The 24,677-nt window shown below is 43.0% G+C and carries 26 protein-coding genes; 2 read left to right on the forward strand and 24 right to left on the reverse strand.

What is annotated here, in order from left to right:
* Position 1 precedes the first annotated feature (1 nt).
* The 13 genes from OCV60_RS12240 to eno form a co-directional block, all read right to left on the reverse strand.
* Entirely contained in the window at positions 2-892 is an 891-nt protein-coding gene (locus OCV60_RS12240; RefSeq protein ID WP_055146276.1) for a ParB/RepB/Spo0J family partition protein, read from the reverse strand.
* On the reverse strand, positions 885-1,667 hold the full coding sequence (locus tag OCV60_RS12245) for a ParA family protein (protein WP_055146274.1): 783 nt from the start codon (positions 1,665-1,667) through the stop codon (positions 885-887). The genes OCV60_RS12240 and OCV60_RS12245 overlap by 8 nt, the downstream gene beginning before the upstream one ends.
* A gap of 22 nt (positions 1,668-1,689) precedes the next feature.
* Complete coding sequence (locus tag OCV60_RS12250; RefSeq protein ID WP_156333001.1) at positions 1,690-2,052, reverse strand: hypothetical protein; 363 nt, start codon at positions 2,050-2,052, stop codon at positions 1,690-1,692.
* Positions 2,053-2,125: 73 nt separating this feature from the next.
* The gene (locus tag OCV60_RS12255) at positions 2,126-2,293 is read right to left on the reverse strand and encodes a hypothetical protein (protein ID WP_172676644.1); all 168 of its coding nucleotides are present in this window, start codon (positions 2,291-2,293) and stop codon (positions 2,126-2,128) included.
* A 237-nt stretch (positions 2,294-2,530) separates the two neighbouring features.
* Positions 2,531-3,910: a 23S rRNA (uracil(1939)-C(5))-methyltransferase RlmD gene (gene rlmD / locus OCV60_RS12260; RefSeq protein ID WP_262530256.1), complete on the reverse strand. Its 1,380-nt coding sequence runs from the start codon at positions 3,908-3,910 to the stop codon at positions 2,531-2,533.
* A gap of 30 nt (positions 3,911-3,940) precedes the next feature.
* A complete protein-coding gene (locus OCV60_RS12265) occupies positions 3,941-4,474 on the reverse strand; it encodes a metallophosphoesterase family protein (RefSeq protein WP_262530257.1) in 534 nt (177 codons plus the stop codon).
* Positions 4,455-5,054: an XTP/dITP diphosphatase gene (locus OCV60_RS12270; protein ID WP_262530258.1), complete on the reverse strand. Its 600-nt coding sequence runs from the start codon at positions 5,052-5,054 to the stop codon at positions 4,455-4,457. Before OCV60_RS12270 ends, OCV60_RS12265 begins: the two co-directional genes overlap by 20 nt.
* A gap of 20 nt (positions 5,055-5,074) precedes the next feature.
* Entirely contained in the window at positions 5,075-6,775 is a 1,701-nt protein-coding gene (locus OCV60_RS12275; RefSeq protein WP_262530259.1) for a lectin like domain-containing protein, read from the reverse strand.
* A gap of 7 nt (positions 6,776-6,782) precedes the next feature.
* A complete protein-coding gene (locus OCV60_RS12280; RefSeq protein ID WP_118615342.1) occupies positions 6,783-7,928 on the reverse strand; it encodes a THUMP domain-containing class I SAM-dependent RNA methyltransferase in 1,146 nt (381 codons plus the stop codon).
* Positions 7,929-8,014: 86 nt separating this feature from the next.
* Complete coding sequence (locus OCV60_RS12285) at positions 8,015-9,613, reverse strand: hypothetical protein (protein ID WP_173784068.1); 1,599 nt, start codon at positions 9,611-9,613, stop codon at positions 8,015-8,017.
* Between the two features lie 240 nt (positions 9,614-9,853).
* Positions 9,854-10,162, reverse strand: a complete 309-nt coding sequence (locus OCV60_RS12290) for a rhodanese-like domain-containing protein (RefSeq protein ID WP_021943660.1) — start codon at positions 10,160-10,162, stop codon at positions 9,854-9,856.
* 110 nt (positions 10,163-10,272) lie between these two features.
* Positions 10,273-11,451 (reverse strand): PrsW family glutamic-type intramembrane protease, encoded by a 1,179-nt coding sequence (locus OCV60_RS12295; RefSeq protein ID WP_262530260.1) that lies wholly within the window; start codon positions 11,449-11,451, stop codon positions 10,273-10,275.
* A gap of 205 nt (positions 11,452-11,656) precedes the next feature.
* The gene (gene eno, locus OCV60_RS12300) at positions 11,657-12,952 is read right to left on the reverse strand and encodes a phosphopyruvate hydratase (RefSeq protein ID WP_262530261.1); all 1,296 of its coding nucleotides are present in this window, start codon (positions 12,950-12,952) and stop codon (positions 11,657-11,659) included.
* Between the two features lie 263 nt (positions 12,953-13,215).
* On the opposite strand from eno, the gene OCV60_RS12305 reads away from it, so the two are divergent.
* The gene (locus OCV60_RS12305; protein WP_117822269.1) at positions 13,216-13,767 is read left to right on the forward strand and encodes a DUF3793 family protein; all 552 of its coding nucleotides are present in this window, start codon (positions 13,216-13,218) and stop codon (positions 13,765-13,767) included.
* A gap of 148 nt (positions 13,768-13,915) precedes the next feature.
* Positions 13,916-14,338: a flavodoxin gene (locus OCV60_RS12310; protein ID WP_262530262.1), complete on the forward strand. Its 423-nt coding sequence runs from the start codon at positions 13,916-13,918 to the stop codon at positions 14,336-14,338.
* Between the two features lie 159 nt (positions 14,339-14,497).
* On the opposite strand, the gene OCV60_RS12315 is transcribed toward OCV60_RS12310, so the two are convergent.
* The 11 genes from OCV60_RS12315 to OCV60_RS12365 form a co-directional block, all read right to left on the reverse strand.
* Entirely contained in the window at positions 14,498-15,457 is a 960-nt protein-coding gene (locus tag OCV60_RS12315) for a DUF5050 domain-containing protein (RefSeq protein ID WP_021943656.1), read from the reverse strand.
* Between the two features lie 247 nt (positions 15,458-15,704).
* Complete coding sequence (locus tag OCV60_RS12320; protein WP_117822271.1) at positions 15,705-17,480, reverse strand: oleate hydratase; 1,776 nt, start codon at positions 17,478-17,480, stop codon at positions 15,705-15,707.
* A 222-nt stretch (positions 17,481-17,702) separates the two neighbouring features.
* Positions 17,703-18,284, reverse strand: a complete 582-nt coding sequence (locus tag OCV60_RS12325; protein ID WP_161117189.1) for a TetR-like C-terminal domain-containing protein — start codon at positions 18,282-18,284, stop codon at positions 17,703-17,705.
* A gap of 252 nt (positions 18,285-18,536) precedes the next feature.
* Positions 18,537-19,037 (reverse strand): DNA-deoxyinosine glycosylase, encoded by a 501-nt coding sequence (locus tag OCV60_RS12330; protein WP_021943653.1) that lies wholly within the window; start codon positions 19,035-19,037, stop codon positions 18,537-18,539.
* 315 nt (positions 19,038-19,352) lie between these two features.
* The gene (locus tag OCV60_RS12335; RefSeq protein WP_262530263.1) at positions 19,353-19,997 is read right to left on the reverse strand and encodes a methylated-DNA--[protein]-cysteine S-methyltransferase; all 645 of its coding nucleotides are present in this window, start codon (positions 19,995-19,997) and stop codon (positions 19,353-19,355) included.
* Positions 19,998-20,570 (reverse strand): cytidylate kinase-like family protein, encoded by a 573-nt coding sequence (locus OCV60_RS12340; RefSeq protein WP_117785731.1) that lies wholly within the window; start codon positions 20,568-20,570, stop codon positions 19,998-20,000.
* A 38-nt stretch (positions 20,571-20,608) separates the two neighbouring features.
* Positions 20,609-21,292, reverse strand: coding sequence for a FadR/GntR family transcriptional regulator (locus OCV60_RS12345; RefSeq protein ID WP_021943649.1), 684 nt, complete (start codon positions 21,290-21,292; stop codon positions 20,609-20,611).
* Positions 21,293-21,395: 103 nt separating this feature from the next.
* Complete coding sequence (locus tag OCV60_RS12350) at positions 21,396-22,088, reverse strand: LrgB family protein (RefSeq protein WP_262530264.1); 693 nt, start codon at positions 22,086-22,088, stop codon at positions 21,396-21,398.
* Positions 22,081-22,452: a CidA/LrgA family protein gene (locus OCV60_RS12355; protein WP_008402058.1), complete on the reverse strand. Its 372-nt coding sequence runs from the start codon at positions 22,450-22,452 to the stop codon at positions 22,081-22,083. The genes OCV60_RS12350 and OCV60_RS12355 overlap by 8 nt, the downstream gene beginning before the upstream one ends.
* A gap of 300 nt (positions 22,453-22,752) precedes the next feature.
* Positions 22,753-23,583 (reverse strand): TrmH family RNA methyltransferase, encoded by an 831-nt coding sequence (locus OCV60_RS12360; protein WP_262530265.1) that lies wholly within the window; start codon positions 23,581-23,583, stop codon positions 22,753-22,755.
* A gap of 52 nt (positions 23,584-23,635) precedes the next feature.
* Positions 23,636-24,538 carry an NAD-dependent epimerase/dehydratase family protein gene (locus OCV60_RS12365; RefSeq protein ID WP_262530266.1) on the reverse strand — a complete coding sequence of 301 codons (903 nt, stop codon included), beginning with the start codon at positions 24,536-24,538 and terminating at the stop codon, positions 23,636-23,638.
* Positions 24,539-24,677 lie beyond the last annotated feature (139 nt).

Below are 24,677 nucleotides of genomic sequence, written 5' to 3' on the forward strand. Positions count from 1 at the left end.
ATTACCCCCGTTTCTTCCACTCGTTAAGAAGATCGACAATAATATCTGTTATCATCTCTTCTGTGTATTTCTCATCAAAATATTCGTCTAACTTATCGGCTTTGAAAGTAACCTTTCTTGATTTATTCGCTACAAGATCTGGCATTAAAATATCTCTCACTCCATTTTGATCAAGAGTGTTTTCTCGACTAAAAGCCTTCAACCTTGCCGACTGCTGTGTGTTGGGAAATATATTCATATCAAACATTGCATCAAGAACCCACTGTTGTTCCTGCTCATTCAGGAAAGAAATATCAACCCCTTGTACCAACCCCAATTTATTTGCATCCAGCAAATCAAGTAAGCCATCGTTTAATCTTGCCAGGCGGATATATCGCTGAATCTTCTTCTGATTTTCTCCAGTTTCCTCACTCATTAGCTCTAGGCTACTTCCATTTCCTTTTATACCCTGATGTTTCATTGCATAATATCTCATACTATATGCCCTGGCTCTTTCACTAGGAAGAATATCCTCCCTCTGAATATTACTATCGACCATGACAATAGTTGCTTCATCATCATTCAAGTTACGGATAAACATTGGCATTGTATCTAATCCTGCAAGCTCACAAGCTGCTTTCCGGGTATGTCCTGCAATTATTTCATATCCCCCCTGTGGACGCATTCTTGCAATTCCAGGCACTAAGACACCATGCTGTTTAACACTTTCAACCAACTCATCCAACTTTTCTTCACGCACTTTAAAAGGATGGTTCCTAAAAGTATGTAAGCTATTCAATGGAATATCCCTGATCTCTCCGCTAATGTTTTTTGCACCAACTACTTCATTTGTACCAAACAAATCTTCAAATGATTTCATCTTTATCTTTGATGCACTACTTGTCTTACTCATAATTCAGCACCTCCTTCACAAGATTCTTGTACGCCGTAGCAACCTTTCCCTTCGGATCATGCTTAAATATACTCACTCCCTCGGCAGAAGTTTCAGAAGCTCGAACGGAGAACGGAATTACCGAATCAAACACTCTGACATTTTTTCCATACGAGTTTTCAACAAGTTGTTTTATTTCCCTCGCATAATTGGTTCTACTATCTATCATCGTAAAAAGAATTCCCTCTATCCCCAAATCAGGATTGAGGTATTTCTTCGTCTTACTGATAGTTGTTATAAGCTGCTGCAACCCCTTAACAGATAAATAAGCTGCCTGAATTGGGATAATAATAGAATCCGCAGTTGTTAGTGCATTCATAGTCATCATTCCCAAGCTTGAGTTACAGTCAATTAAGATAAAATCATATAAGTCCCTAACTTTCTCAACATATTCACTCAATATAAATTCTCTACGCATCATGCTTACCATTGACACTTCAAGTCCAGACAATTCTATATTGCAAGGTAAGAAAGAGATACCTTCTTCATGCTTTAAAACTCCCAAGGTGTTATCAAACTCTTCGTCATTCATTATCTTTGACATTATCGTAGGTAATGTAACATCAAGCTCATCTGGCTCTGCTACACCCAAACAAGACGAAAGCGATCCCTGACTGTCAGAATCAATTAACAATACCCTTTTTCCTTCATTCACTAAACCTATACCTAAGTTCACAGTTGTTGTGGTTTTTGCCACACCACCTTTTTGATTTACAATTGCTATTACCTTACACATACCGTTGTTCCTTTCTAAAAAATCATATGTCATTTTCATACGAGCTTGGAGAACAGTATTCTATGAGAATTCCCAAAAAAATGTTCTTAAGCTCCGGATCTTCTTCTTTTTTGTATGCAGTCAACATTGCCATTTCTTCAGCAGGGCGCATGGGACACTTCCTGTTTCTCCAAGATTGTGCTACCCTCACATATCCCCCAACGCCTGGTTTACGTTCCAATGTAATTCCTTCCACATCTTCTATGTACTCCAGATCACCAACAATTACTTTATCGCATACATCGAATTTTTCTTTAAGTTCCCTATAAGAAGTCGAGTTTACCCAAATCAAGTGCTTTTTCAGCTCATATCTTCGCATTTCTCTCTTTTTTGAATTTGCACCCAATCCGAAAACTCACCCCCCATCTTCTTATCCAAACTTTCGTACCTACCTTTCTGGTGAGTCTCCCTTTGACACTTTATTTTGTTTTTCTGTGAATTTCTGCATACACTCTCTTGTATTTGTCCGTCCCTACATTATCGAAAAATGTAGAAACATTCTGCACTTCAAATCGTTTATCTCTCTGAAACAAACGTACAAGCCAGCGTATATCATTTTTTGTCCCCTGAAGCCTTATCTTTAACATATTGACACCTCCTTGAATAGAAAAATAAAAGGCAGGGATATTCAATATTTGTAATTAAATATCCCTGCCAAATTGGCTATTTTATTCACTTTTATTCATCAAAGAATATTGTGTCCCTCGTGTCGACTCTATAGCCGACAACGACATGAATTCTGTCCACTATCTGCTTTTTATTCCTTTTCACATCGGTTCTGCCGAAATTGAAAAAGCTGCAAAAGTGCGTAAATTCAAGGATTTTCACGAATCTGTACGACGTAGCCCTATTATAGTCTCCACATGCCCCGTATTCACAAACTGATCCACCGCACATGCCTTTTTCACATAATATCCATGCTCCTGCAAGGTCACAAGATCTCTTGTGAGGGAGGTTGGTTTGCAGCTGATATAGACAATCTCATCTACACCATAGTTGATGATCTTAAGGAGCGCCTTTGGATTGATACCATCCCTCGGCGGATCGAGGATGATGAGATCCGGTTTTTCCTCGATGGTGTCGATGACCTTTAGAACATCGCCTGCGATGAATTCGCAGTTATCAAGTCCGTTACTCTTTGCATTTTCTCTTGCAGCTTCGACTGCTTCTTCTACGATCTCTACGCCGATAACCTTGGAGGCAACCGGTGATAACATCTGGGCGATCGTTCCGGTTCCGCTGTATAAGTCGAAGATCAGCTTGTCCTTGGTATCTCCGGCATATTCACGGGCTTTGCTGTACAGTCGTTCCGCGCTTTTTGTATTTGTCTGGAAAAATGAGAATGGCGAGATCTGGAAATGCAGTCCCAGCACCTCTTCCTCGATATAATCTCTTCCGTATAACAGCGTTACCTTCTCCGGCACAACAGCATCCGCCAGAGAATCATTTGCCGTATGGAGAATACCAACGATCGTTCCGTCAAGCGGAAGTGCCAGAAGCCCTTCCACATATGCATGCAGATCCAGATTCTCCAATCCGTCCGTGCTGGTTACAAGATTTACCAGAAGTCCGCCATTTGTCTTGGACTGGCGAAGCACCAGATGACGAAGCAGTCCTACATGCTGCATTTTCTTATGGTAGGATAGTCCATGCTTCCTTGCAAATTCCATCGTATAGGAAACGATCCTGTTATAATCCTCGCTTACGATCACGCAGTTGCAGACAGGAACGATATCGTACATGCTGTTCTTCTTATGAAGTCCTAGTACCAGCGGACCATCCTTATATTCGTCGCCAAATGAATACTCCATCTTATTCCGGTATGCAGTTGTAACTGGCGAGCCGATGATGCCCTCCCAATCATATGGATGTGCCTCTGAATCGATCACACCGTCTAACAGCTTCTTCACCTGTCCTGCCTTTAATTCCAACTGATGCTCATAGCTCATGGTCTGGTATGCACAGCCGCCGCAAATGCCAAACTGTGGACATGGTGGTACTGCATCTTCGATCTCGGAGCGTTCCATCACATCCAACAGACGTGCTTCTGCCTTATCCTTCCGTACCTTGGATACCATGCAGGACACCTTTTGTCCGGGCAGTGCTCCCTTCACGATCACCTTTTTGCCATCCAGTTCAAAGCTTCCCTTATTTGGGAAATCATAGTCTTTTATAACACCTTCTATAATCTCTCGTTTCTTCACAGCCGACCTCTTTCTTGTATCTAATAATCTCTACTCTTCCCGGTCGCCCCACATATCTTCAAATATGCTGCGAGTCCGGCGTTTCGGTTTCAGTTCATTTTCCGCAAAAAATGGTGTTCCATGCTGGTCAAATTCCAGCAGCATGTATTTGCCATTCATGCCATCACGCGGATATGCCAGACTGCCCGGATTTACGATATAAGCACCGCCATATCGTTCCAGATTCTGGACATGCGTGTGTCCATACATCACAATATCGTAACCATCATATTTGATCAACTCCTGTAAGCGGTCCGTTCCATAATGGACGCTGTACCGGTGTCCGTGCGTGATAAATACCTTATACCGGCCGATCATGAATTCTTCCTGCATCGGAAGATCGGAATCCCAGTCGTTATTCCCGGCAACCATGTGTATCGGGCAGGTTACGTTATCATAAATATATTCTTCATCTCCGCAGACATCCCCCAGATGGATAAACATATCGATGTCACCCACCGTATCTAAGACATCCCGGATCGTATTGGTTCTTCCATGTGTATCACTAATTATCAGTATTCTCATTTATAACTTCCTTTATCAAACGAAGTGCGTTTCCTCTGTGGCTGATCGTATTCTTTTCTTCCAGTGACAACTCTGCTGTGGACTTACCATACTCCGGCAGGAAGAAAATAGGATCATATCCAAATCCATTCTCGCCGCGTTCTTCATATCCAATGATTCCTTCGATCGTGCCACGTCTGGTAATGGTCTTTCCATCCGGAAATGCAGCCGCGATCGCACATACGAATCTTGCTGTACGCTTCTCATCCGGAACACCGGCAAGCTTGTCAATGATCGCCTTATTCTTGATCCGGTATGAGGTGTCTTCCCCCATAAATCTTGCAGAGTAGATTCCCGGTGCTTTATCGAGATAGTCTACCTCCAGACCGGAATCATCTGCCAGCACCAGACAGTTTGTCATCTTACGGATTGCCTCTGCCTTGATGATGGCATTTTCTTCAAATGTTTTTCCATCTTCTACGATGTCAGCCTGAATTCCAGCTTCCTTCATCGACAGGATCTCATATCCACAATCCGCAAGGATCATACGGATTTCTTTCATCTTATTCTCATTACCCGTAGCAAAAATCAATTTCTTCATCTTGTCTTCTCCTTTTCTATTCAATCCCCCACATCCGTGAAGGCTTTCAAACAGACATTACAGTCATTCTCCTGCTCCGCACTCGACCACTTCGTGCCATACAGGCTGATATAGCCCTCGCCATCCGTGATATCGAAGTTCGCCGTTTTCTCATCATTATTATATTCGATTGCGATCGGCATCGTGGAATCCTGTGTGTTCACATGCACAACCACCGCAAATTTCCGGTCATCCGGAAGCGGTACTGCCTCATTTAGATTGATCGTATAATAACCCTCGTACTGCATTTCACCGGATGCCACCTTTGTCCGCTGCTGCAAGTCGGATACATCGGTAAAATCCGTCACAACATACACATCATATGTCATTTTCGGGCCTGTCGCATAGAAAGAAACTGCCTTTAATGTCTCGTTCTTTCCAGCCGTATAGACATTTGCAAAATAGGCCTCCGGCCTGTCGTCAAATCCCATCGTTCCGACCTCGCCCATCAGATCTGACTGATAGATCTTGTCGTAGTTGTCACTATTTCCAAGCTTCGTATATACTACGCTGTTCATACCGATATTGGTATCATAATAAGAGATATAAAAGAATCCCTCGTCACCAAAATCCTGCCCCCAGCTATTCTTGCAGATAAATGCGCCGTCTCCCGCCGGTTCTGTATTAAAATATTCCTTCGGATAGTTGTCATCCCAGCCAACGATCACCACGTCATGATTCGGCGTCTGATCTCCATCATAATAATAGGAACTGCGGTTTCTGTTATAGTAATAAGAACTACTCGTTGCATTCTTCATATCACAGTAAATAACCGTTTCCACACCGCCATATTTGTATACGGATGATTTGATTGCCTCGTAATTCTTGTCCTTCAGGATAATGGCTTCTTCCAGATGCTTTACCGCCGACAATCCATTTACCGTCTGGTTATCACCATACGGATCATCTTCCTCAAGCACCGGTCCCTGCCATGCCGCAAGATAGGCTATACTCATATAATATTCGCCACCGTCAAATGGGCTGACATTAAAGCTGTTATTCATTGCCATATGATCAACAGAAAATACCAGATTTTCAGCCGGACGGATCGTACTTTCCAGTGCCGCAAGTGATGCAAATGCCCAGCAGGTTCCATAGATACCCTGATCTCTTACAAGAGATACACGATCATGTTCTCTCATGTCATATGCAGCCGGAAGCTTTTCTTCCTCGGCAATCTTTTTTAACACCGCAGCATTTGTCTCCAGATTGATATTACAGCTGTAGTTTAATGCCTCGCAGATCTCATTCACCGGCACATAGATGATATCATCCTTTTTCTCCGGCTTGTCGATTGCCTGTATTGCATTTCCATTGATATTTACCACATCCGAATCACCATAAACTTTAACAAGGCTGTCACCTTTTGCCAGTGTGATCGTTCCGTTTTCATATACATTTACCAGACAATCCAGTTTATCGGTAAATGCTGCGATTGGGATCATCAACTGTAACCGATCACTGAAATATGCCTGATATTCCGCCTCTGTGATCTTATTGTCATTGATATATAACGTAACACCCTTTTCATTTGCACTTGTTACGATCTCTTTCATCATTGCCTCGGCCGCAGCCTCCGAACCGTCGGTCTTTTCCACGCTCACATCCGGATGCCGGAAGAAGCCCAGATAGAGCAATACACTCAAGATTGCAACTGCTACCGCTATCAAAAACTTTTTCAATTTGGTCTCACTTTCTCTTTGGCGGCTTCGGTCCCATGAACTGATAGAAATAGGACTTGATCATACCATTGTAGATCTTACGGTTCTTATCCGCCTTTCTTCCTATATATTTCTCCGCCTCACTGTATGACGTGATCAGGAACATCGACCAGTCATCCAGCCGTCTGAAACTTTCCCCGATCGTCTTATATAATTCCGGAAGGTCCTCCCGATCCTCGAGACGTTCACCATATGGCGGATTCGTGATGATAAAGCCATATTTTTTCGGATGCCTGAGATCCTTTACATCTCTCTGTTGGAAATGGATATGTTCATCCACTCCCGCTGCTCTGGCATTCTCCATCGCACACTTCACCATTTCATTATCCAGATCGTAGCCCTGAATATTCATCTTCACATCATGGTCGATCATGTCATTTGCTTCATCGATCGCATTGTACCACATCTTCTTATCTCCGACCTTCGCCCACTCGGAAGCCAGGAAATCCCTGTCGATGCCCGGTGCGATCCTTGCTCCGATCATAGCAGCCTCGATTGGAAATGTTCCGCTTCCACAGAATGGGTCGACCAGTACACGATCCTTGTTCCACGGTGTCAGCATGATCAGTGCCGATGCCAGGGTTTCTGATATCGGGGCCTTACCAACCAGCTTTCTGTAGCCACGTTTATGAAGAGATACTCCTGATGTATCTAACCCTATTGTAACAATATCCTTAAATATAAATACACGAACCGGATATTCTGCTCCATCTTCCGTGAACCATGATACATGGTAGGTCTGTTTCAAACGTTCTACCATAGCTTTCTTCACGATGGACTGGATATCAGATGGGCTGAACAGTGCGCTCTTATTTGATGTAGCCTTGGATACCCAGAATTTTGCATCACGGGTCAGATACCGCTCCCATGGAATACTCTTGGTTCCTTCAAATAATTCATCAAATGTTACAGCCTTAAAGCTTCCGCACTTGATCATGATACGTTCAGCTGTACGAATAAACATATTTGCTCTTGCAACCGCATCCTCTTCTCCTGCAAATGTAATTCTTCCGTCTTCTACCTGAACGATCTCATATCCAAGATCCAGGATTTCTTTTTTCAATACTGACTCCAATCCAAAATGACATGGAGCGATCAATTCGATTCTGCTCATATACTTCCTTTCAATCACAAGTGCCAGATTCAGACATTTCTGTCCAAATCCAGCACTCCTTTTCTCTTATATCTTTGTTTCTGATTTTATTTTCTGCGTTTATTTATAACAACGATTCCGGCAAGCCCCAGTGAAATGATCATACCTGCAACTGCTGTCTTCATAGCAAAATCATCTCCTGTCTTTACTCCGGTGTTCTTCTGGTCATCCGGCTTATCGGCATCTGTTTTCTCTGTTGTTTGGTCCTCCGTTGATACAACTTCTTCGGATTCTGTTGTCACATCTTCCGTTTCATCCTGAGTATCATCCGTTGACTCTGTCGTTACATCTTCCGTTGTATCATCGGTACGATCTTCTGTCGTAGTTGTAGCTTCCGTTGTATCCTCTGTCGTTGCATCTGTAGAAGCTTCCGTTGTCACGTCTTCTGTTGTTCCACCATCCGGAACAGACATTTTAACCGTTACTTTTGTTGCTCCCGATGCATAATAATTTGCTGTTTCCTTATATCTGACGTAATAATCACCGGCAGAAATGCCTGTGATCGTATTTGCTGTGATCGGCTTCCATACATTCTGGTCAACGGAATATTCCATGGATACATCAACATTTTTAATGGAACCGTCCTTTTTCCCTTTTGCACTTTCATTTTCTGTCGTAAGACCGGTTGGTGCTGTCTGTGGTGCTTTATCGATCGTATAATTCTTTACGGTTTCTCCGTGATAAGTCTTACCCTTTGCTGTTATTTTTACGCTTGCTGTTCCTGCATTGATATTATCTGTAAATGTACAGGTATAATCCGTTCCTTCTGTCAGATCTCTTCCATCGTATGTGACAGTCACTGTTGGCTCTTTTGCTTTTCCATCATATACATAAGAAGTCGGGGCAATGGATACAGAAACTGTCGCATCTGTCAGCCGGCGGTAACGAAGCTCTACGCTTCTCGCCTTTGTGCCTGTTTCATCTAATATCGTATTATAGGAATTCGGCTGTCCATCCAATGTGTATCCGGCCGGAAGAAATTCCTCAATACCGCCCACAGCTTCATCTAATGAAAGCAACCCATAATTGCTTAGTCCGCTTGGCGAATTTGTAATCTTATAAACAGATGTCTGATCCATCTGCAGCTTTTCAAGCCACCATTCTGTAAATGCTGCACCATCATGTTGCTGTTCTATATTGCTGTTTACCAGTTTAATGCCACCCTTTGCATACCATCCAAGCTGCGTAAGATCTGCTCTCACATTTTCAAATGTTAATGTATGTTCATTCCCTGTCGCTGCATTCCTGATATAGCCACTATATTCTCCATTTTCTATCACAAGCGAGCCCATGATATCGAAATGAACAGCCTTTAACTCCTTCTTATTCAGATCAATCGTAAGATTCTTATTCCCCGCATCAATATATGTTGATGTACTCTCACAATTATATAGAAGCTTCAGTATATCACCGTTTCCGGCAGCCGCCGCTGCATCTTCCAGTTTAGAATAAGTGCCCTTTGCTGTTCCACTTGCATCCTCTACCTCGATGCATTCTACCGGATCATTACAATCCACACAGGCTCCATCCTTCACCTGTGAATGTTCACATGCCGCCTGTGTCTCTGCCAGTCCATTTGCCCCTGCAAATGCTGCTACTGCAAAAAAACCTGCCGCAATGATCGTTCCTAAAATTCTTTTTCTCATTTACCCTATATCCTTTCTTTTCTAAAAAAATAAGTACCTCCGGAATATCCTGTGATACCCGCCAATTACCCTGTCCATATTATACATACTTCCCCCTGCCACCACAAGTAAATTAAACAAAAAAATCCCGGTCATGCACTTCCTTAACAGGTTCTGTCATGTCCGGGATCGATCTATTCTGTTATTCTCATTTTCAAACCACATTTTCTTCTCTTTCATAATGGCTAGTTACACCCTCTGTCAGCGGTTTTTCGTCAATGCTCCTTTATACTGTACGATTCCCCCAACGGTATTGATCACCTTATATCCTGCCTGCGATAGCAGTCTCGCTGCCAATGCACTGCCGCCTCCATACTGACAATATGTGAGCAGCACTTTATTTTTAGGAAGATTATAATTACCATACTGGATATCCGACAATGGTACATTGACTGCCATCGGTATGTGTCCTCTCAGGAATTCTTCTTCGGTACGAACGTCCACGATCACCCCGCCATAGCGGACTGCTTCCTGCATGATATCGCGAACCGGTATGTTGTGAAATCTCATCATTTCACCCCCTGGCAAATGTTCCTGCTATATGGATTCCTATATATTCATCATATGTATCTTCCATCAAAACGTGCGGCATATTCAGCGTTTCTGCCACAATTCCCGTCTTATTTCTGCCCTTGTCCGTTGTACCCTGTCATGCCATAATCCGTACCAGTGCCATTCGACGTATAACTCTGAGAATAATTCTGTGATCCGGGATTCTCCTGCTGCCGATATGGATTCACTCCAGTTTGCGGATATTGATTCATCCCCTGCGCATAGCCATTACCCGGATACTGATTCATCCCCTGCGCATAGCCATTACCCGGATACTGGTTCATCCCCTGCACATAGCCATTACCCGGATACTGGTTCATCCCCTGCACATAGCCATTACCCGGATACTGATTCATCCCCTGTGTATAACCACCATTGTATGGGGTGTAATTTGTATTCTGCATATATCCTCCGGCCTGACCATATGTATCACCACCCGGATAGCCCGGATAACCCGCCCGGTAATCCGGTTGATCTGGATAATAATATCTTCTGCCCGGTCTACGAAAATCCATCCGGTACATCCCATAATCTGCAGTCTCCGGTCTGCCGTCAATTCTGCGGTCATGCGCTGAACAGTAAAAGATCAGAAAAATTGAAAGTACATACATCACTCCAAGGATCAGGAATACCCATGCCTCCGAAATATATCCATACGATGCCGCCATCACAAGATAGTCATATAAGCCATGAATAAATACCGGCACGATATATGCCCATGCCATAAATCCGATCATACCCGCACGGTCACCTGCATATGCCGCTTCTCTGCCCTTCGCATAAAGTGCACCCATGATAACACCTACCGTACAATGAAGTGGAATAGCGGTAAATGCCCGGAGGATGCCCGTTCCGATTCCGCCTGAAGCAACATATAAGATATTTTCCAATATAGCAAAGCCAAGCGATGCACAGACCATATAAATAACTCCATCATAGCTGTGCTGAAATTCTCTGCTTTTCCATGTAGTGCAGACCGTTACCAGATATTTTCCAAGCTCCTCCACAATTCCGATCACCAGAAAGCAGAGCACCAGCAGCATCGTCTGATGATCCGTATCTGTCTGTGCAACGATTAACTGCCCGATAAATTCTGCAATCGCTGCCGGAATGATCGTACCTGCACCAAGTGCCAGAAGCAATACCATTAATTTGACCGGCGGCTTCTCTTTCCGGTCTCTCATATATATAAAACCCAGCAGGATCAATGCCGGTAAGACTGCTATTATGATCAGTATTCGACTCATATGCCCTCCCATTATCCTGATCCGATGTCTGTAATCACAACCATCGAATCTTTTCAACATAATATGACTTGTTTAAAATTATACCACCTGGCAGTGAAAAACTCTACTTACAGGTCTTATTTTACATATAAAATATGGGAGACGCAAAGCTTACGTCTCCCATACCATTTATTCATATTTTTTTGAGGAAAATATATGACAATAATTATTTTACATTGAAGGCTTTCATACCCGGATATACGGCTGAAGCACCAAGCTCTTCTTCAATTCTTAAGAGCTGGTTGTACTTAGCTACACGCTCGGATCTGGATGGTGCGCCGGTCTTGATCTGGCAGGTATTTAAAGCAACTGCAAGATCTGCGATTGTTGTATCTGCCGTCTCACCGGATCTGTGCGATGAGATAGCTGTGTATCCGGCCTTGTGAGCCATCTTGATTGCTTCCAATGTCTCTGATACAGAACCGATCTGGTTTAACTTGATCAGGATACTGTTACCACAGCCAAGCTCGATACCCTTTGCAAGTCTCTCTGTATTTGTAACGAAAAGGTCATCACCAACTAACTGTACCTTGTCGCCAAGCTCTGCTGTAAGCTTCTTCCAGCCTTCCCAGTCTTCTTCGTCCAGACCATCTTCGATGGAGATGATCGGGTACTTCTCAACCAGTCTCTTCCAGTGAGCGATCAGTTCCTCTGATGTATATACTGTACCAGCCTTTGGCAGCTTGTACTCGCCAACCGTGCCTGTCTTCCACTCGGATGAAGCTGCATCCATAGCGATCTTGAAGTCCTTACCCGGTTCATATCCGGCTTTCTTAACTGCTTCGAGAATTGTCTCGATTGCTTCTTCATCAGATGCAAGTGCAGGTGCAAATCCACCCTCATCACCAACTGATGTAGCAAGTCCTCTTTCCTTTAAGATTGCCTGAAGTGCATGGAATACTTCTGCACACCATCTGAGACACTCTTTGAATGAAGGAGCGCCAACCGGCATGATCATGAACTCCTGAACATCCAGACCGGATGATAATGCATGACATCCACCATTGATAATGTTCATCATAGGAACCGGAAGTCTGTTACCGCTTACACCGCCTAAGAAACGATATAAAGGTACATCCAGTGAAATAGCTGCTGCTCTTGCTGCTGCGATTGATACAGCAAGGATTGCATTTGCACCCAGATTTGACTTGTCCTTTGTTCCGTCTGCCTTGATCATTGCCTGATCTATAGCATATGTATCAGATGCATCCATTCCAACTAATACGTCATTAATTTTTGTGTTGATATTTTCAACAGCTTTCTGAACGCCCTTACCGCCAAAACGATCCTTATCGCCATCACGAAGCTCTAATGCTTCAAACTCACCTGTTGATGCACCACTTGGAGCAGCTCCACGTCCGACAGTACCATCTGCAAGAATAACTTCTGCTTCTACTGTAGGATTTCCTCTTGAGTCAATAATCTCTCGTCCAATTACTTTTTCGATTTCTAAATAATTCATCATTATCCAATTCCTCTATTCACAAGATTTTAGTTAGTTTTTTCTAACCAACTAAAAAATATCACGTTATAGCCACTGTCGTCAACAAAAATACGTCGAATTAATTGAGAATTTCTATCACGTATTTCGCTTGATTTTTACAAGAACACACCGTATAATGCAGCCATGAGTTAGGTGCGGCTAACCGTTGTATGAACGGCTCTGAAACGACACATACTAACACTGTCGCATTTGATGATTTAATGTTACAGGAGTTTCAGATTATGTTTGAAGAATATTTGATCACACATTGTTCGCCTACATTGGCGTCCTTAAAACCTGCCAGCCTGTTTCTTTATCGTTTTTCTTCCGGAGAAGAATTATACGAAAGTGTGGCTGTCTGGGATGCACAATTTCAGAAAAAAGGGATCCGGATCACGATCCTCCGGGAAAATGCTGAAACTGCCCTGATCTATGTCTACAGACCGGATGCTATGGGCCGCGAATTATCAAGACCGGAGATCCTCTCTTTTCTTGTAAGCACAGGATATCAGGCAGGAACAATCGACCAAATGCTTGAACAGCTTCGTACACGTCTTCATGGTTCGGAAGAATTTCCGCATGAGATCGGTGTCTTCCTTGGCTACCCGTTAAATGATGTTCTCGGATTTATCAAATACCACGGAAGCAACTGCAAGGGCATGGGCGACTGGAAGGTATACGGAGATCTGGGTGAGGCCCAGAAAACATTTGCCAAATTTAAAAAATGCCGTGAGATCTATGCAAATCTCTGGCATCAGGGACGAACCATCTGGCAGTTGACGGTTGCTGCATAAATATTTATGAAAACAGCATCAGCATAACGAAATAAGTATTTATGCACATGGCGTCCACATAACAAAATGAATATAGGGGATTCCCGTAAGCATTTTCGTGCGGAGATCTCTAAATATAAAATACATGAATTATAAGGAGGAACCTACTATGAGTAAGGTTGCAGTTGTATATTGGAGTGGCACAGGTAATACAGCATTAATGGCACAGGCTGTTGCAGAAGGTGCAAAAGCAAAAGGTGCAGAATGTGATCTTTTAACATCCGCAGAATTTACTGCAGATATGGTAGATAACTATGATGCGATCGCATTTGGCTGCCCTGCTATGGGTGCTGAAGTCTTAGAAGAAAGCGAGTTTGAGCCAATGTTCGCTGAATGTGAACCGGCATTAAACGGTAAGAAGATCGCCATCTTCGGTTCATATGGCTGGGGAAGCGGCGAATGGATGGATACATGGGAAGCTCAGTGCCAGGCTGATGGCGTTGTATTCGCAGCAGCTCCACTGATCTGCCATGAAACACCGGATGAAGCAGGTCTTGCTGATTGTACTGCACTTGGCGAAGCACTTGTTTAATAAATAATAATACACATCTCTAAACACAACCAAAACACAGGAATCTGCCATGTGGCAGTCCTTCCGCTTGTACATTATCGTACAATCCAAAAAATGCTCTGGCAAACCACACCTCTGCCAGAGCATTTGTTTTTTTATAGTTTCTGTTTTATATATGTTCTATTTCTGACTCTTCTTTAATGTTGCGACAACCTTACCTTTTACATTGATGATCTTTACAGTTCCATCTTCATAGCTTGCTTTTTGATTGCTTTCCGCAAACATGATATATCCCGGACATGCTGCCAGAACGTATACCTTCTTCTTGGATGACTGGTAGATCTTTTTCTTGGAAGTTCTGCCCGTACTCTTTCCATAATAAGAATCTCCAAATTTATAAATGGAATTTGAGCTTTTTCCGTTTTTGATCAAAGTACCATACTGATATCCCCTGACGGTCAGGCTCTCATTAAACTGCATATCATCAAAAGCTCTGACAAATGCATTGCAAACCGTTTGATTTCCTGCCGGGTATTTCTTTTTATGCTTATATTTTGTGTCAACGGAATAGGATTCTGTCATATACGGAAATACACTGTAGAAATATTTGCCCTTATAATAGAATACCTTTCCATTTGCATCATCTTTTACCCTCATGTGACGCTTCTTATCAGTTCCGTCCAGTTTCATAGAACATAAACCGGAATGACCATAATAAAGTCGGTTGTTTTTCATAAAACCAAGTCTTCCATTTTTACAGATCTGTTTTGGCTTTGAACTTCCATCAGCCTTGATCTTATAGATACTCATCTGGCTGTCCTGATAAAGGTTGTAATACAGATATCCTTTGTGTACCAAAACTCCACTGACACCATCACTCTCTACAACATACTTTGCAGTCTGTTTTTTCATATTATACGCAAGTACACCCTTTGAGGTTTCTATGTAGAGATAGTCACCTGCATGATACAGTTTTCTCGCTGATACATGCTTTACGGTTGATGCTGCTTCCAGTTCCGCCGTCTGCTCCGTCTCAACGTCTGTTGCTGCCAGACTTACATTGGAACCTGTCACATTCATTACTCCACACAGTACAAATGCGATCATTGCCAATACTACTTTTTTTAAATGTCTTTTCATTCATTTTCCTCCTGATTTTTTATTCCTTCCTTCTGCAGATTTTGCAGATACCTGTATTATATCACTGCATATAAAAAATAAATATATAAATTTGTCATGCATGACAGTTTATCCGTCATGGTCTGCATTGTCCATATAAAAAACATCTGCTGATCCATAAACTATATAAAGTCCATACATCAGCAGATGCTTTGTTTTCTTTCACTATATTATATCGTGAGACTTTCTTTATATACAGATCTTGTATTTATATCGCTCCATGCTCCCGGAGAAGTTTCTCGACATCGGTTCCTTCTACCGCCTTTAAAAGCTCCTTCATTGCGATCTTCTCTTTCAGTCCAAGCTTCATATCCGTGATCTTTCTGCCATCACGGATCGCTACGGTCGCATTTAACAGATCCCGTACATCATAGACACTGCCCCAGACCTCAGGCACACCACGATCGATATTCAACAGAGTATATACTGCCTCCATACCGGTACGGATCGAATACTCGGTCGTAAATATCGTATCTCTTGCTGTCTCTGCAAACTGTCCAAGAAATGCAAAGTTTACCGCGCCCTCCGGTACAACATCCGGGCGGTCACCTTTCTCACGCGGCATGAAAAATGCTGTAATATACGGCATCATAACCGGCACTGTGTTTGCGCTGTGCTCAGCAAGCTCCGGTATTTTCTCCTCCGGTACTCCGATATGGTAGAGCCATTCTTCGCAGATCTCCTTACCGGTACATTCCCGCATGGTCTTCTTTACATAATCACCCGGTTTATTCGAGAATAAGCCATATACCCATACAAGCACCTGACCCTTTGGCTGATTACGAAACTGTGGCTGGCGATTGATCGTCCAGGAAAGCAGCCATTCGGAATCTCTTGCAGTCACGATACCACCTGTAACTACCTTGCCGGAAAGTGGATCCCTCTTGCATATATTCTTAATATACGGAAGGATCTTTTCATCCAAAGTCGTTACCGTTGCACTCATCCAGTTTGACTGCTCCGGATCGTAACAGAATTTGTCCGGATGTCCGAAGGATGGATCCTGTGCAGCGATCTTCCGCCACATATCCCATCCGCCGCCTTCGCGGATCTCGGTCTTGAACTCAGCCGGTTTGTTCTGGCTTCCGTATGAAGAATTCTCCACGCAGCCACCATTTGTGATAAATACCAGATCATTCTCGGTCAGGTCGATCGCATCTGCTTCACCGTCACGGATAATATCAATCTTCTTTGCCAGCTTTCTTCCTGCTTCGATCTCGAATTCCACATTTATAACCTTGGTATTATAATGGAACACCACACCGAATGATTCCAGATATTTTACCATCGGAAGAATCATGGACTCATACTGGTTATATTTGGTAAAACGAAGTGCCGTGAAATCCGGCAGTCCTCCGACATGATGGATAAAACGCTTAATATAGAGCTTCATCTCAAGTGCAGAATGCCAGTTCTCAAATGCAAACATCGTCCGCCAGTACATCCAGAAGTTAGAGTTGAGCACTTCTTCATCAAAATACTCATCGATCCGTTTATTATATAATTCTTCATCCGGGGTAAAGAACAGCTTCATGATTTCCATTGCACCCTTATCGGATAATCCGAATTTTTTATCGGTATGTGCATCCTGTCCCTGATTCTCAGTTGCCCGACACAAAGAATAGTTCGGATCTGCTTTATTCAGCCAGTAATACTCATCCAGTACACTGATACCCTCTGTCTCAATGGACGGAATCGAACGGAACAGATCCCACATACACTCAAAATGGTTATCCATCTCACGTCCGCCACGCATAACATAGCCAATATCGCTGTACTGATAACCATCACATGCACCGCCCGGAATCGGGTCTTTCTCCAGAATGTGTACATGTGAGCCTTTCATCTGTCCATCTCTTACCAGAAAACAGGCTGCCGCCAATGCACCAAGTCCCGAACCTATAATATATGCCGATTTCTGATCCACACCCGCCGGCTTCTTTGGTCTGGCAAATGCTTCATAATTTCCACTTGCGTAATACATACGAATTACCTCCAATCTATACAGCCTGCCTGCAAACAGACCGGTTATCTCAAAAACTGTCTTTATTATAAGATGCCCCGTTTTTGCCCTCAATAAACAAAAAAAGTACCGTGATAAAAATATATTCACGGTACTTGTTCTGTCTAAAATTTTATCATTTCCCCTGTTTTGATGGGATAACCGGTCTGAAAAATAAGACACATTGTTTTTTCAATGTATCTGTCAGCTCTCTGTTTTTTTGTGAAAGGCATCCGTCCGAAACGCTTCCAGTGCTCTGGTAATATTATCATGCATCACCAGTCCCATCTTATCCACGATCACATGCGGATCCCGCTTCATGCCATTCTCAATCCATTCAAGCAACACACCGACAAAGGAGCATTTGTAAAAATCAGCAATGAACTTCTTATCTTCATCCCGCACCTGCATATTCTTCGCCTTATCTTCGATGACCTTGATCATCAGATCATACGTCAGACTGTACAGATATTTTTCTACCTGATCTCTGCTGATCGAATGATATGCATTCATCATAAATGTCTTATTCTCGCTCACCGCTTCAAAGATACGAAGGAAGCCTTCCTGCCAGGTATCATAGGTTTTATTCTCACCCAGTATCCTCGTTGCATCCTCCACACACACCCACTCTACCAGATCATAGATATCTTTAAAATGATAGTAAAATGTCATTCGGTTGATGCCGCAGTCTTCCGTGATATCCGTTATCGTTATCTTATCAAGCGGCTTCTTTGTAAGAAGCTTCTTCAGTGATGCTTCCAACGCACGTTTCGTTATCTGAGACATTTTCTTGTAACCTCCACGTCTATTGTTCATCAGAAAAAAAGTTATCCTTACTATACCACACCCACCAGAATTTTGTAAAATTAAAAATAAACTAATGGCATGAGAAAATTCTGGTCTGGATGCAGTATATCATACAAAAAAACGCCCGCTATCATACACAGGTAAAACCATCTGATGAATCTGTAAAGTTGTGTATAATTAATGTAAAATATTGTTCTTTTTATATGTCAGCGTCACTATTGTAAAATACTTTTACAAATATTTACCAATCTCCGATTTCCATATTTCTTCCAGTTGTTCCAACGAGAACGCTGCATTTGCCGGACTTGTCGATGGCAGCTCGATCATCGGAAGAACGATATGTTCCGCCTGATATTTTTTGTATAATCTGCCGGCAGTCTTACCATTTGTAAAAACTGCCCGGATTGGAGTATGTGCTACAATGCTTTTAATATCTGCAGGAAGCACATTTCGAATACTGCTGTCACTGGAACCGATGATCTCACAAGCCCGGATCACATCATAGACCGCCACATGACCGGCAAGCAGCATCCGTTTTTTCTCTTCTATCGTCAAGGGTTCCGGTACACCAAGTACAGCTGCCACAACCTTCCAAAAACGGTTTCTCGGATGTCCGTAGTAGAAGCCCTGCTCTCTGGATTTCACCGATGGCAGACTGCCAAGAACCAGCACCTGTGATTCTTCATTATATACCGGAGCAAATTCATGCTCTACATACTGATATTCTGACATTTTTATTTCCTTTCAAATAAAGAATTGCCTGCAAATCTTACACATTCAAACGGAATTACAAAATAATTAACTTCCACTCCGTAAAATATGCATTCCAAACAAAAAAACCAGAGACTATCGCCCCCGACAAGTCTCTGGTTATATATGTATCCCAAACCTCATTTAAATCCCCATGTTGGAATTACGGATATATTATATACTGCCTCCCCCTGCCTGTACAGTAGTCTTGCAAAAATGACTTGTTTTCTGTTTCAAATAACCTTTGTATTTGAACGGTCATTTCCTGCATATAAATCATTTTTCACTTATATATTTTTATATGATTTCTCCATCTAAGATCTTTATTCCAAATCTCTCCATATCCACCCGTCCATCGACAACTGTAACTCCATCTGCCGTCAATCGATCTGCCTGTACATTCTTTCCGCCAAATGCAAATGCTCCGGATAATTCACCCTTTGCATTTACCACACGAAAGCAGGGAATGTGCTCCGGATCCGGATTCTTATGAAGCGCGTTTCCCACTGCACGCGCCATCTTCTTATCCCCGGCAAGCTCCGCGATCTGACCATAGGTTGCAACCTTTCCGGCTGGAATCTTTTTCACAGCCTCATAGATTCTCTTTGATGGACTGGTTGTCACCAGATCATAACTCTCTGCGATCATCCGTTTCACATCCTGATCCGGAATACTTCCATCCAGAATGATCGTATTCCAATGCTCCTTATTCTGATGCCAGCCCGGTATCACCGCGTCAAATGCGCTCCGCCAGAAATCACGCCATTCCGGATCGACCTTTACATTCAGATTAATATATCCGTCTCTCTCATATGTCCACAGGAATGCCTTCTTGCTTCCTTTCACACGCACCAGTTGCCAGTTCGGATCATGAAATGGCGCCTGCTGATATGTATCAGGAAAAGACAGTCCATATGCCAGCGCTTCTTCTCTCGTTGTCATTTATCTCCCTCCGACATGCTTTACATAGTCTGCGATCAATTCCGCCGTCTTATCAACACCCAGTCGTACCGCGTCTATACACAGATCATAATTCTCTGCATAGCCCCATTCTTCTCCGGTATAATATCTGTGATAACCACGCCGTTTCTCATCTGTCTTTTCAACAAGCGCTATAGCCTTTCGCTCCGAGATCTTATGCTTTCCTGCGATATGATGCGCCCGCTGCTTCTTATCTCCGCACAGAAACACCCGGACAGCATCCTTATCATCCCGGTAGGCATAATTCGAAGCACGTCCTATAATAATAAAACTCTGTCCGCCAAACATTGCTGACAATGCCCGTTTCGGTGTATCATACTGATTCTTCGGACAGAAATCATCCGCAACCGAACTGATCATCGCATTTACCGGCTGCTCACCAAAATACATTGGATACTTTTCATAAATTTTCTTTTCTTTTGCAAGTGCGATCAGTTCTGGCTTCGTATAAAAGGGAATCCCTAACAGCTCCGATAATTTTTTTCCAACTTCATCTCCGGCACATCCACATTGTCTTCCAAGTGTTACGATCATACTCTCTTACCTCCTCCTTATATATTACCTCTACTCACCTACAATGCAAGCATCTGGCTGATCAGATGATAATGCCCGTCTACCGCCGCTTTCATGGCTGCTTCATCACGTTCCAATACACTATTATAGATCTGCTTGTGATAATTAAGCAAGTTTGCCTTTTCTTTTGTATTCACACGGCGCAGCACCAGATCGATCCATTCCCGATAAACGATCATAACCGCCTCCATGATCATCGAAAATAGTTCATTCTCTGTTGCCCGGATCAGCAATTCATGAAATTCCTTATCCACGCTAACCAGTTCGGAACCATCCACCTGCTCCATCCTTGCCAGATTATCCTCCAGAAGCACCTGACACTCAAATGGTATTCCTTTCTCGATCAGCATACTGCATACAGACTTTTCCATTGTACAACGGAACTCACAGACCTCGGATTTCGTGATACTGCCAAGTGCCAGCATCATCATAAGCATCTGACGGATCGACTCTCCGGCATTTTTTGATATATAATTTCCCGATCCCTGTACGCGTTCGATCATTCCCATGCCATGCAGGATACTGAGTGCCTCCCTGGTCGAATTTCTTCCGATTCCTAACGTCTCCGCTATCGTACGTTCGGTTGGAAGCTTGCTTCCGTTCTGCAAGGTTCCGTCCTGCATCAGGCTGTAAATATATTGAATTGCTTTTTCATATTCTGATGTAACATGTTGTTTTTCCATACTCGTCTCCTTGACTATCAATAAATTTCGTTATTTCTATATTTTGATATCTGATCTGTAAATTTGAAATAAACCCCTGCATTTTATAATGCGGCGTATATAACTACATAAAATGCGCAAATAACGACGAAAGCACAACCGTAAGAATACCGGAAACCGCAATCGCCAGACTGCTCATTGCCCCCTCCACTTCACCGATCTCGATCGCCTTTGCCGTTCCGATCGCATGAGATGCAGAACCAAATGCCAGACCCTTTGATATCGGTTCGGTGATTCGAAAAATCTTGCACACTAATTCACCAAATATATTTCCAAGAACACCCGTTACGATAATAACCGCAACCGTAATCGTTACATATCCACCCAGTTCTTCTGAAACACCCATACCGATCGCAGTCGTGATAGACTTCGGAAGCATCGTTACATACTCCTCATGTGTAAGTCCCATGATCTTTGACAATACAAACACCGTACAAAGACTTGTCACCACACCGGCAACAAGACCTACCATAACCGCCTTACAGTTATGCTTCAGCAGTTCCCACTGTTCATAGAGTGGGATCGCCAGGCATACAGTTGCAGGGGTCAACAGCCAGCTTAAATATTTGGCGCCTTCATTATAAGTATCATAATCCACCTTGCTCACAACCAGTACCAGAATAGTAACCACAACCGAGATCAGCAACGGATTAAATACTCCCAGTTTGAATTTCTTCTTTAATATTGACCCGATCAAATATGAGATCAGGCTAAGTGTAACTCCCGCAAACAGGGAGTTTTCAAAAAAATCATGCATCCTCTTGTTCCTCTTTCTTCCTATCCTTTCTGATGATCCACTGTGACAGTCTGCCTGTCATCGCCATAACCGTAATGATCGTAACGACCGTGATCACACATACCGGAATCAGCACCGGCTTCAGCGTTCCCCAGCTAACCATCAGACCAACACCGGCAGGAATGAACATCAATGGCATGATCTCAATTAAAAATTTCCCTGTCTCTTTCACTGCCTCTAACTTGATCCATCCAGTCATCAGGCATACAAATAAAATCGCCATTCCATAAATACTGGCAGGAATCGGCAAAGGTAATACATATTTGAGCAGTTCCCCGATAAATGAAATTGCAAGAATGATTAAAAACTGTCTAATATACTTCATTCAAATATCCTCTCTACATTTTTTATCCTTTTTCGTTTGAACTATACTTTTTCATATAAAAGAAATTGGTAGCACCAATTCAGTGCTACCAATCATTATACTGCCATCTTATTATTTGTCAATTTATTATTTTACCAAATCGGCATCAATATATTCCCAGCATGTTTTCTTGCGGCTGCTACTTTCTGCGACTGATGCTATAACTTTCCAGATGAATACTATTTATTCCTGTCAGCGGTATCTCACCTGCCAGAAGACCACCCTTTCCTGTCGTCGACGCACAATCTTTACAAACGGATACTACTCCTGCCGCTGATGTCCCAGCTGCCAGAAAGCTACCGCTCCTGCCGCCGCTACGTTAAGTGAATCCACACCATGTGCCATCGGAATCATAACCGTATAATCGCAGTCAGCTATCGTATCTCCGGTCAGCCCATCGCCCTCTGTACCGAGCACAATTGCCAGCTTTTCCTCACTATTTAACTGCGGATCATCAATTCCTACACTATCTTCCCGGAGTGCCATTGCCGCCGTCTTAAAGCCCATTTCTTTCAATGTCTTCATTGCCTGCTCCGGCCAGACACCATCCTTCTTTGACAACATGGTCCACGGAATCTGGAATACTGTTCCCATACTCACACGACTTGCACGTCTGTAAAGAGGATCACTGCAGCCACCGGTCAATATCACTGCATCCATACCAAGTGCTGCGGCACAGCGGAACAATGCTCCCACATTTGTCGGATTGACCACTTCTTCCAAAATAGCGATCCGCTTCGCTCCCTGACATACCTCCTCTATCGTTGGCAATGTCCTGCGGCGCATCGCGCACCAGAGCCCCCTTGTCAGATGATAACCGGTAAGCTTCGTCAATATCTCATCCGGTGCAACATAGATTGGGACATCCTCCATCCGATCCAGAATCTCCTCAGCCTCTGCAAGCTGTCCCTTTTCTGCCAGAAAAGACACCGGTTCATATCCACCATCTAACGCCCGCCCGATCACCTTCGGACTCTCAGTAATAAACAATCCTTCCTTCGGTTCATAGATTGTTGCAAGCTGCCGTTCCGAAAGCTCCGCATAAACCGCCAGTTCCGGACGGTTCAGATCCATTACTTCTATTATTTTCATCGTAATTCCCTTCCTGATACACACGCTTGTCATCTTATTATGTCAATTACCTTTATACCAAATTGGTATCAATATACTCCCAATATGGCTTCTTGTTTACCTCACCTTCATGCTCTATATACCAATTTGCAGCCTCCTGTAACCCGGCATCCATTGACATCGTCTCCGGATATATCTTCTTCTGCCGGGTCACATCAAGACAGTATTCATAATTATAAAAGCTGAAATAATTTCTCTGCTCTACTGTTTCCGGTACCGATACGAATTCCGGTACTTTATCAAAGCAGGCATAACATTTGATAACCCAGTCTCTTATCGATATTGCATTTTCATTTCCGACATTTAAGATATGATCCGTTGGGCGCTTTGTAATTAATATTTCCATCAGCCTGCACAAATCTTCCACATGGAAAAACTGTAATTTCATCTCACCGTCTTCCGGCAAATAAAATTTTCTGTCTGCCATTGCACAGTCAAATACAAACGCCTCCCGATAGACGTTGTCCATAGAACCATATAAATATGGCGGTCTTAAAATATAACCATCCGGGACTCTCTCCAACAGTGCATTTTCTGCTTCGATCTTATCTGTTCCATATTTTCCCCAGAATTTATTTACTGCTCTTTCAGAATCCTCAGGAAATGGCTGTACACCATACTCCGGATATACCGCACTGGAACTAATCATTATATATTGATCAAAAGAGTCCAGCGAATTATGTAAATCAATTATGTCTTGTGCATCATAAGCGGTTATGTCGGCAACAACATCAAAATGCAGATTCTTCAGCTTATCCCCTAAATTATGCCTGTCGCTTTCAATCAGCGTCACGCCCTTAACCTGCGGTTTTGAATTACGGTTCACTACATAGACATCATATCCATGCTCTACAAAATACTTTGCTGCATACTTACTGACAAATGTGGTTCCACCGGTAATCAAGATTTTCTTCATTGATATCTCCTTTTCTGCTGCACAGGGCTTGCTTATAAGCCCACCCAATTGTTTGCATCTACAAAGTAACATACCGGTAATTTCATTGTCAATATTGCTGCTAATCGATAAACAAAAAAATACCCGGAAGAGTGTAAAC

This window comes from Coprococcus ammoniilyticus, from assembly GCF_025567345.1.
GTDB classification, from domain to species: Bacteria; Bacillota; Clostridia; order Lachnospirales; family Lachnospiraceae; genus Coprococcus; species Coprococcus ammoniilyticus.

Bases quoted from the DNA above. Each gene is read 5' to 3' on its own strand.
- OCV60_RS12345 (WP_021943649.1), bottom strand. From the start codon at position 21,292: ATGGAAAAACAACATGTTACATCAGAATATGAAAAAGCAATTCAATAT.
- OCV60_RS12335 (WP_262530263.1), bottom strand. From the start codon at position 19,997: ATGACAACGAGAGAAGAAGCGCTGGCATATGGACTGTCTTTTCCTGAT.
- OCV60_RS12305 (WP_117822269.1), top strand. From the start codon at position 13,216: ATGTTTGAAGAATATTTGATCACACATTGTTCGCCTACATTGGCGTCC.
- OCV60_RS12265 (WP_262530257.1), bottom strand. From the start codon at position 4,474: ATGAGAATACTGATAATTAGTGATACACATGGAAGAACCAATACGATC.
- OCV60_RS12240 (WP_055146276.1), bottom strand. From the start codon at position 892: ATGAGTAAGACAAGTAGTGCATCAAAGATAAAGATGAAATCATTTGAA.
- OCV60_RS12295 (WP_262530260.1), bottom strand. From the start codon at position 11,451: ATGAGTCGAATACTGATCATAATAGCAGTCTTACCGGCATTGATCCTG.
- OCV60_RS12310 (WP_262530262.1), top strand. From the start codon at position 13,916: ATGAGTAAGGTTGCAGTTGTATATTGGAGTGGCACAGGTAATACAGCA.
- OCV60_RS12355 (WP_008402058.1), bottom strand. From the start codon at position 22,452: ATGAAGTATATTAGACAGTTTTTAATCATTCTTGCAATTTCATTTATC.
- OCV60_RS12350 (WP_262530264.1), bottom strand. From the start codon at position 22,088: ATGCATGATTTTTTTGAAAACTCCCTGTTTGCGGGAGTTACACTTAGC.
- eno (WP_262530261.1), bottom strand. From the start codon at position 12,952: ATGAATTATTTAGAAATCGAAAAAGTAATTGGACGAGAGATTATTGAC.
- OCV60_RS12320 (WP_117822271.1), bottom strand. From the start codon at position 17,480: ATGTATTACGCAAGTGGAAATTATGAAGCATTTGCCAGACCAAAGAAG.
- OCV60_RS12330 (WP_021943653.1), bottom strand. From the start codon at position 19,037: ATGTCAGAATATCAGTATGTAGAGCATGAATTTGCTCCGGTATATAAT.
- OCV60_RS12340 (WP_117785731.1), bottom strand. From the start codon at position 20,570: ATGATCGTAACACTTGGAAGACAATGTGGATGTGCCGGAGATGAAGTT.
- OCV60_RS12365 (WP_262530266.1), bottom strand. From the start codon at position 24,538: ATGAAGAAAATCTTGATTACCGGTGGAACCACATTTGTCAGTAAGTAT.
- OCV60_RS12270 (WP_262530258.1), bottom strand. From the start codon at position 5,054: ATGAAGAAATTGATTTTTGCTACGGGTAATGAGAATAAGATGAAAGAA.
- OCV60_RS12245 (WP_055146274.1), bottom strand. From the start codon at position 1,667: ATGTGTAAGGTAATAGCAATTGTAAATCAAAAAGGTGGTGTGGCAAAA.
- OCV60_RS12315 (WP_021943656.1), bottom strand. From the start codon at position 15,457: ATGAAAAGACATTTAAAAAAAGTAGTATTGGCAATGATCGCATTTGTA.
- OCV60_RS12290 (WP_021943660.1), bottom strand. From the start codon at position 10,162: ATGAGATTTCACAACATACCGGTTCGCGATATCATGCAGGAAGCAGTC.
- OCV60_RS12325 (WP_161117189.1), bottom strand. From the start codon at position 18,284: ATGTCTCAGATAACGAAACGTGCGTTGGAAGCATCACTGAAGAAGCTT.
- OCV60_RS12285 (WP_173784068.1), bottom strand. From the start codon at position 9,613: ATGAGAAAAAGAATTTTAGGAACGATCATTGCGGCAGGTTTTTTTGCA.
- OCV60_RS12360 (WP_262530265.1), bottom strand. From the start codon at position 23,583: ATGAAAATAATAGAAGTAATGGATCTGAACCGTCCGGAACTGGCGGTT.
- OCV60_RS12280 (WP_118615342.1), bottom strand. From the start codon at position 7,928: ATGAGCAGAATCGAATTGATCGCTCCATGTCATTTTGGATTGGAGTCA.
- OCV60_RS12255 (WP_172676644.1), bottom strand. From the start codon at position 2,293: ATGTTAAAGATAAGGCTTCAGGGGACAAAAAATGATATACGCTGGCTT.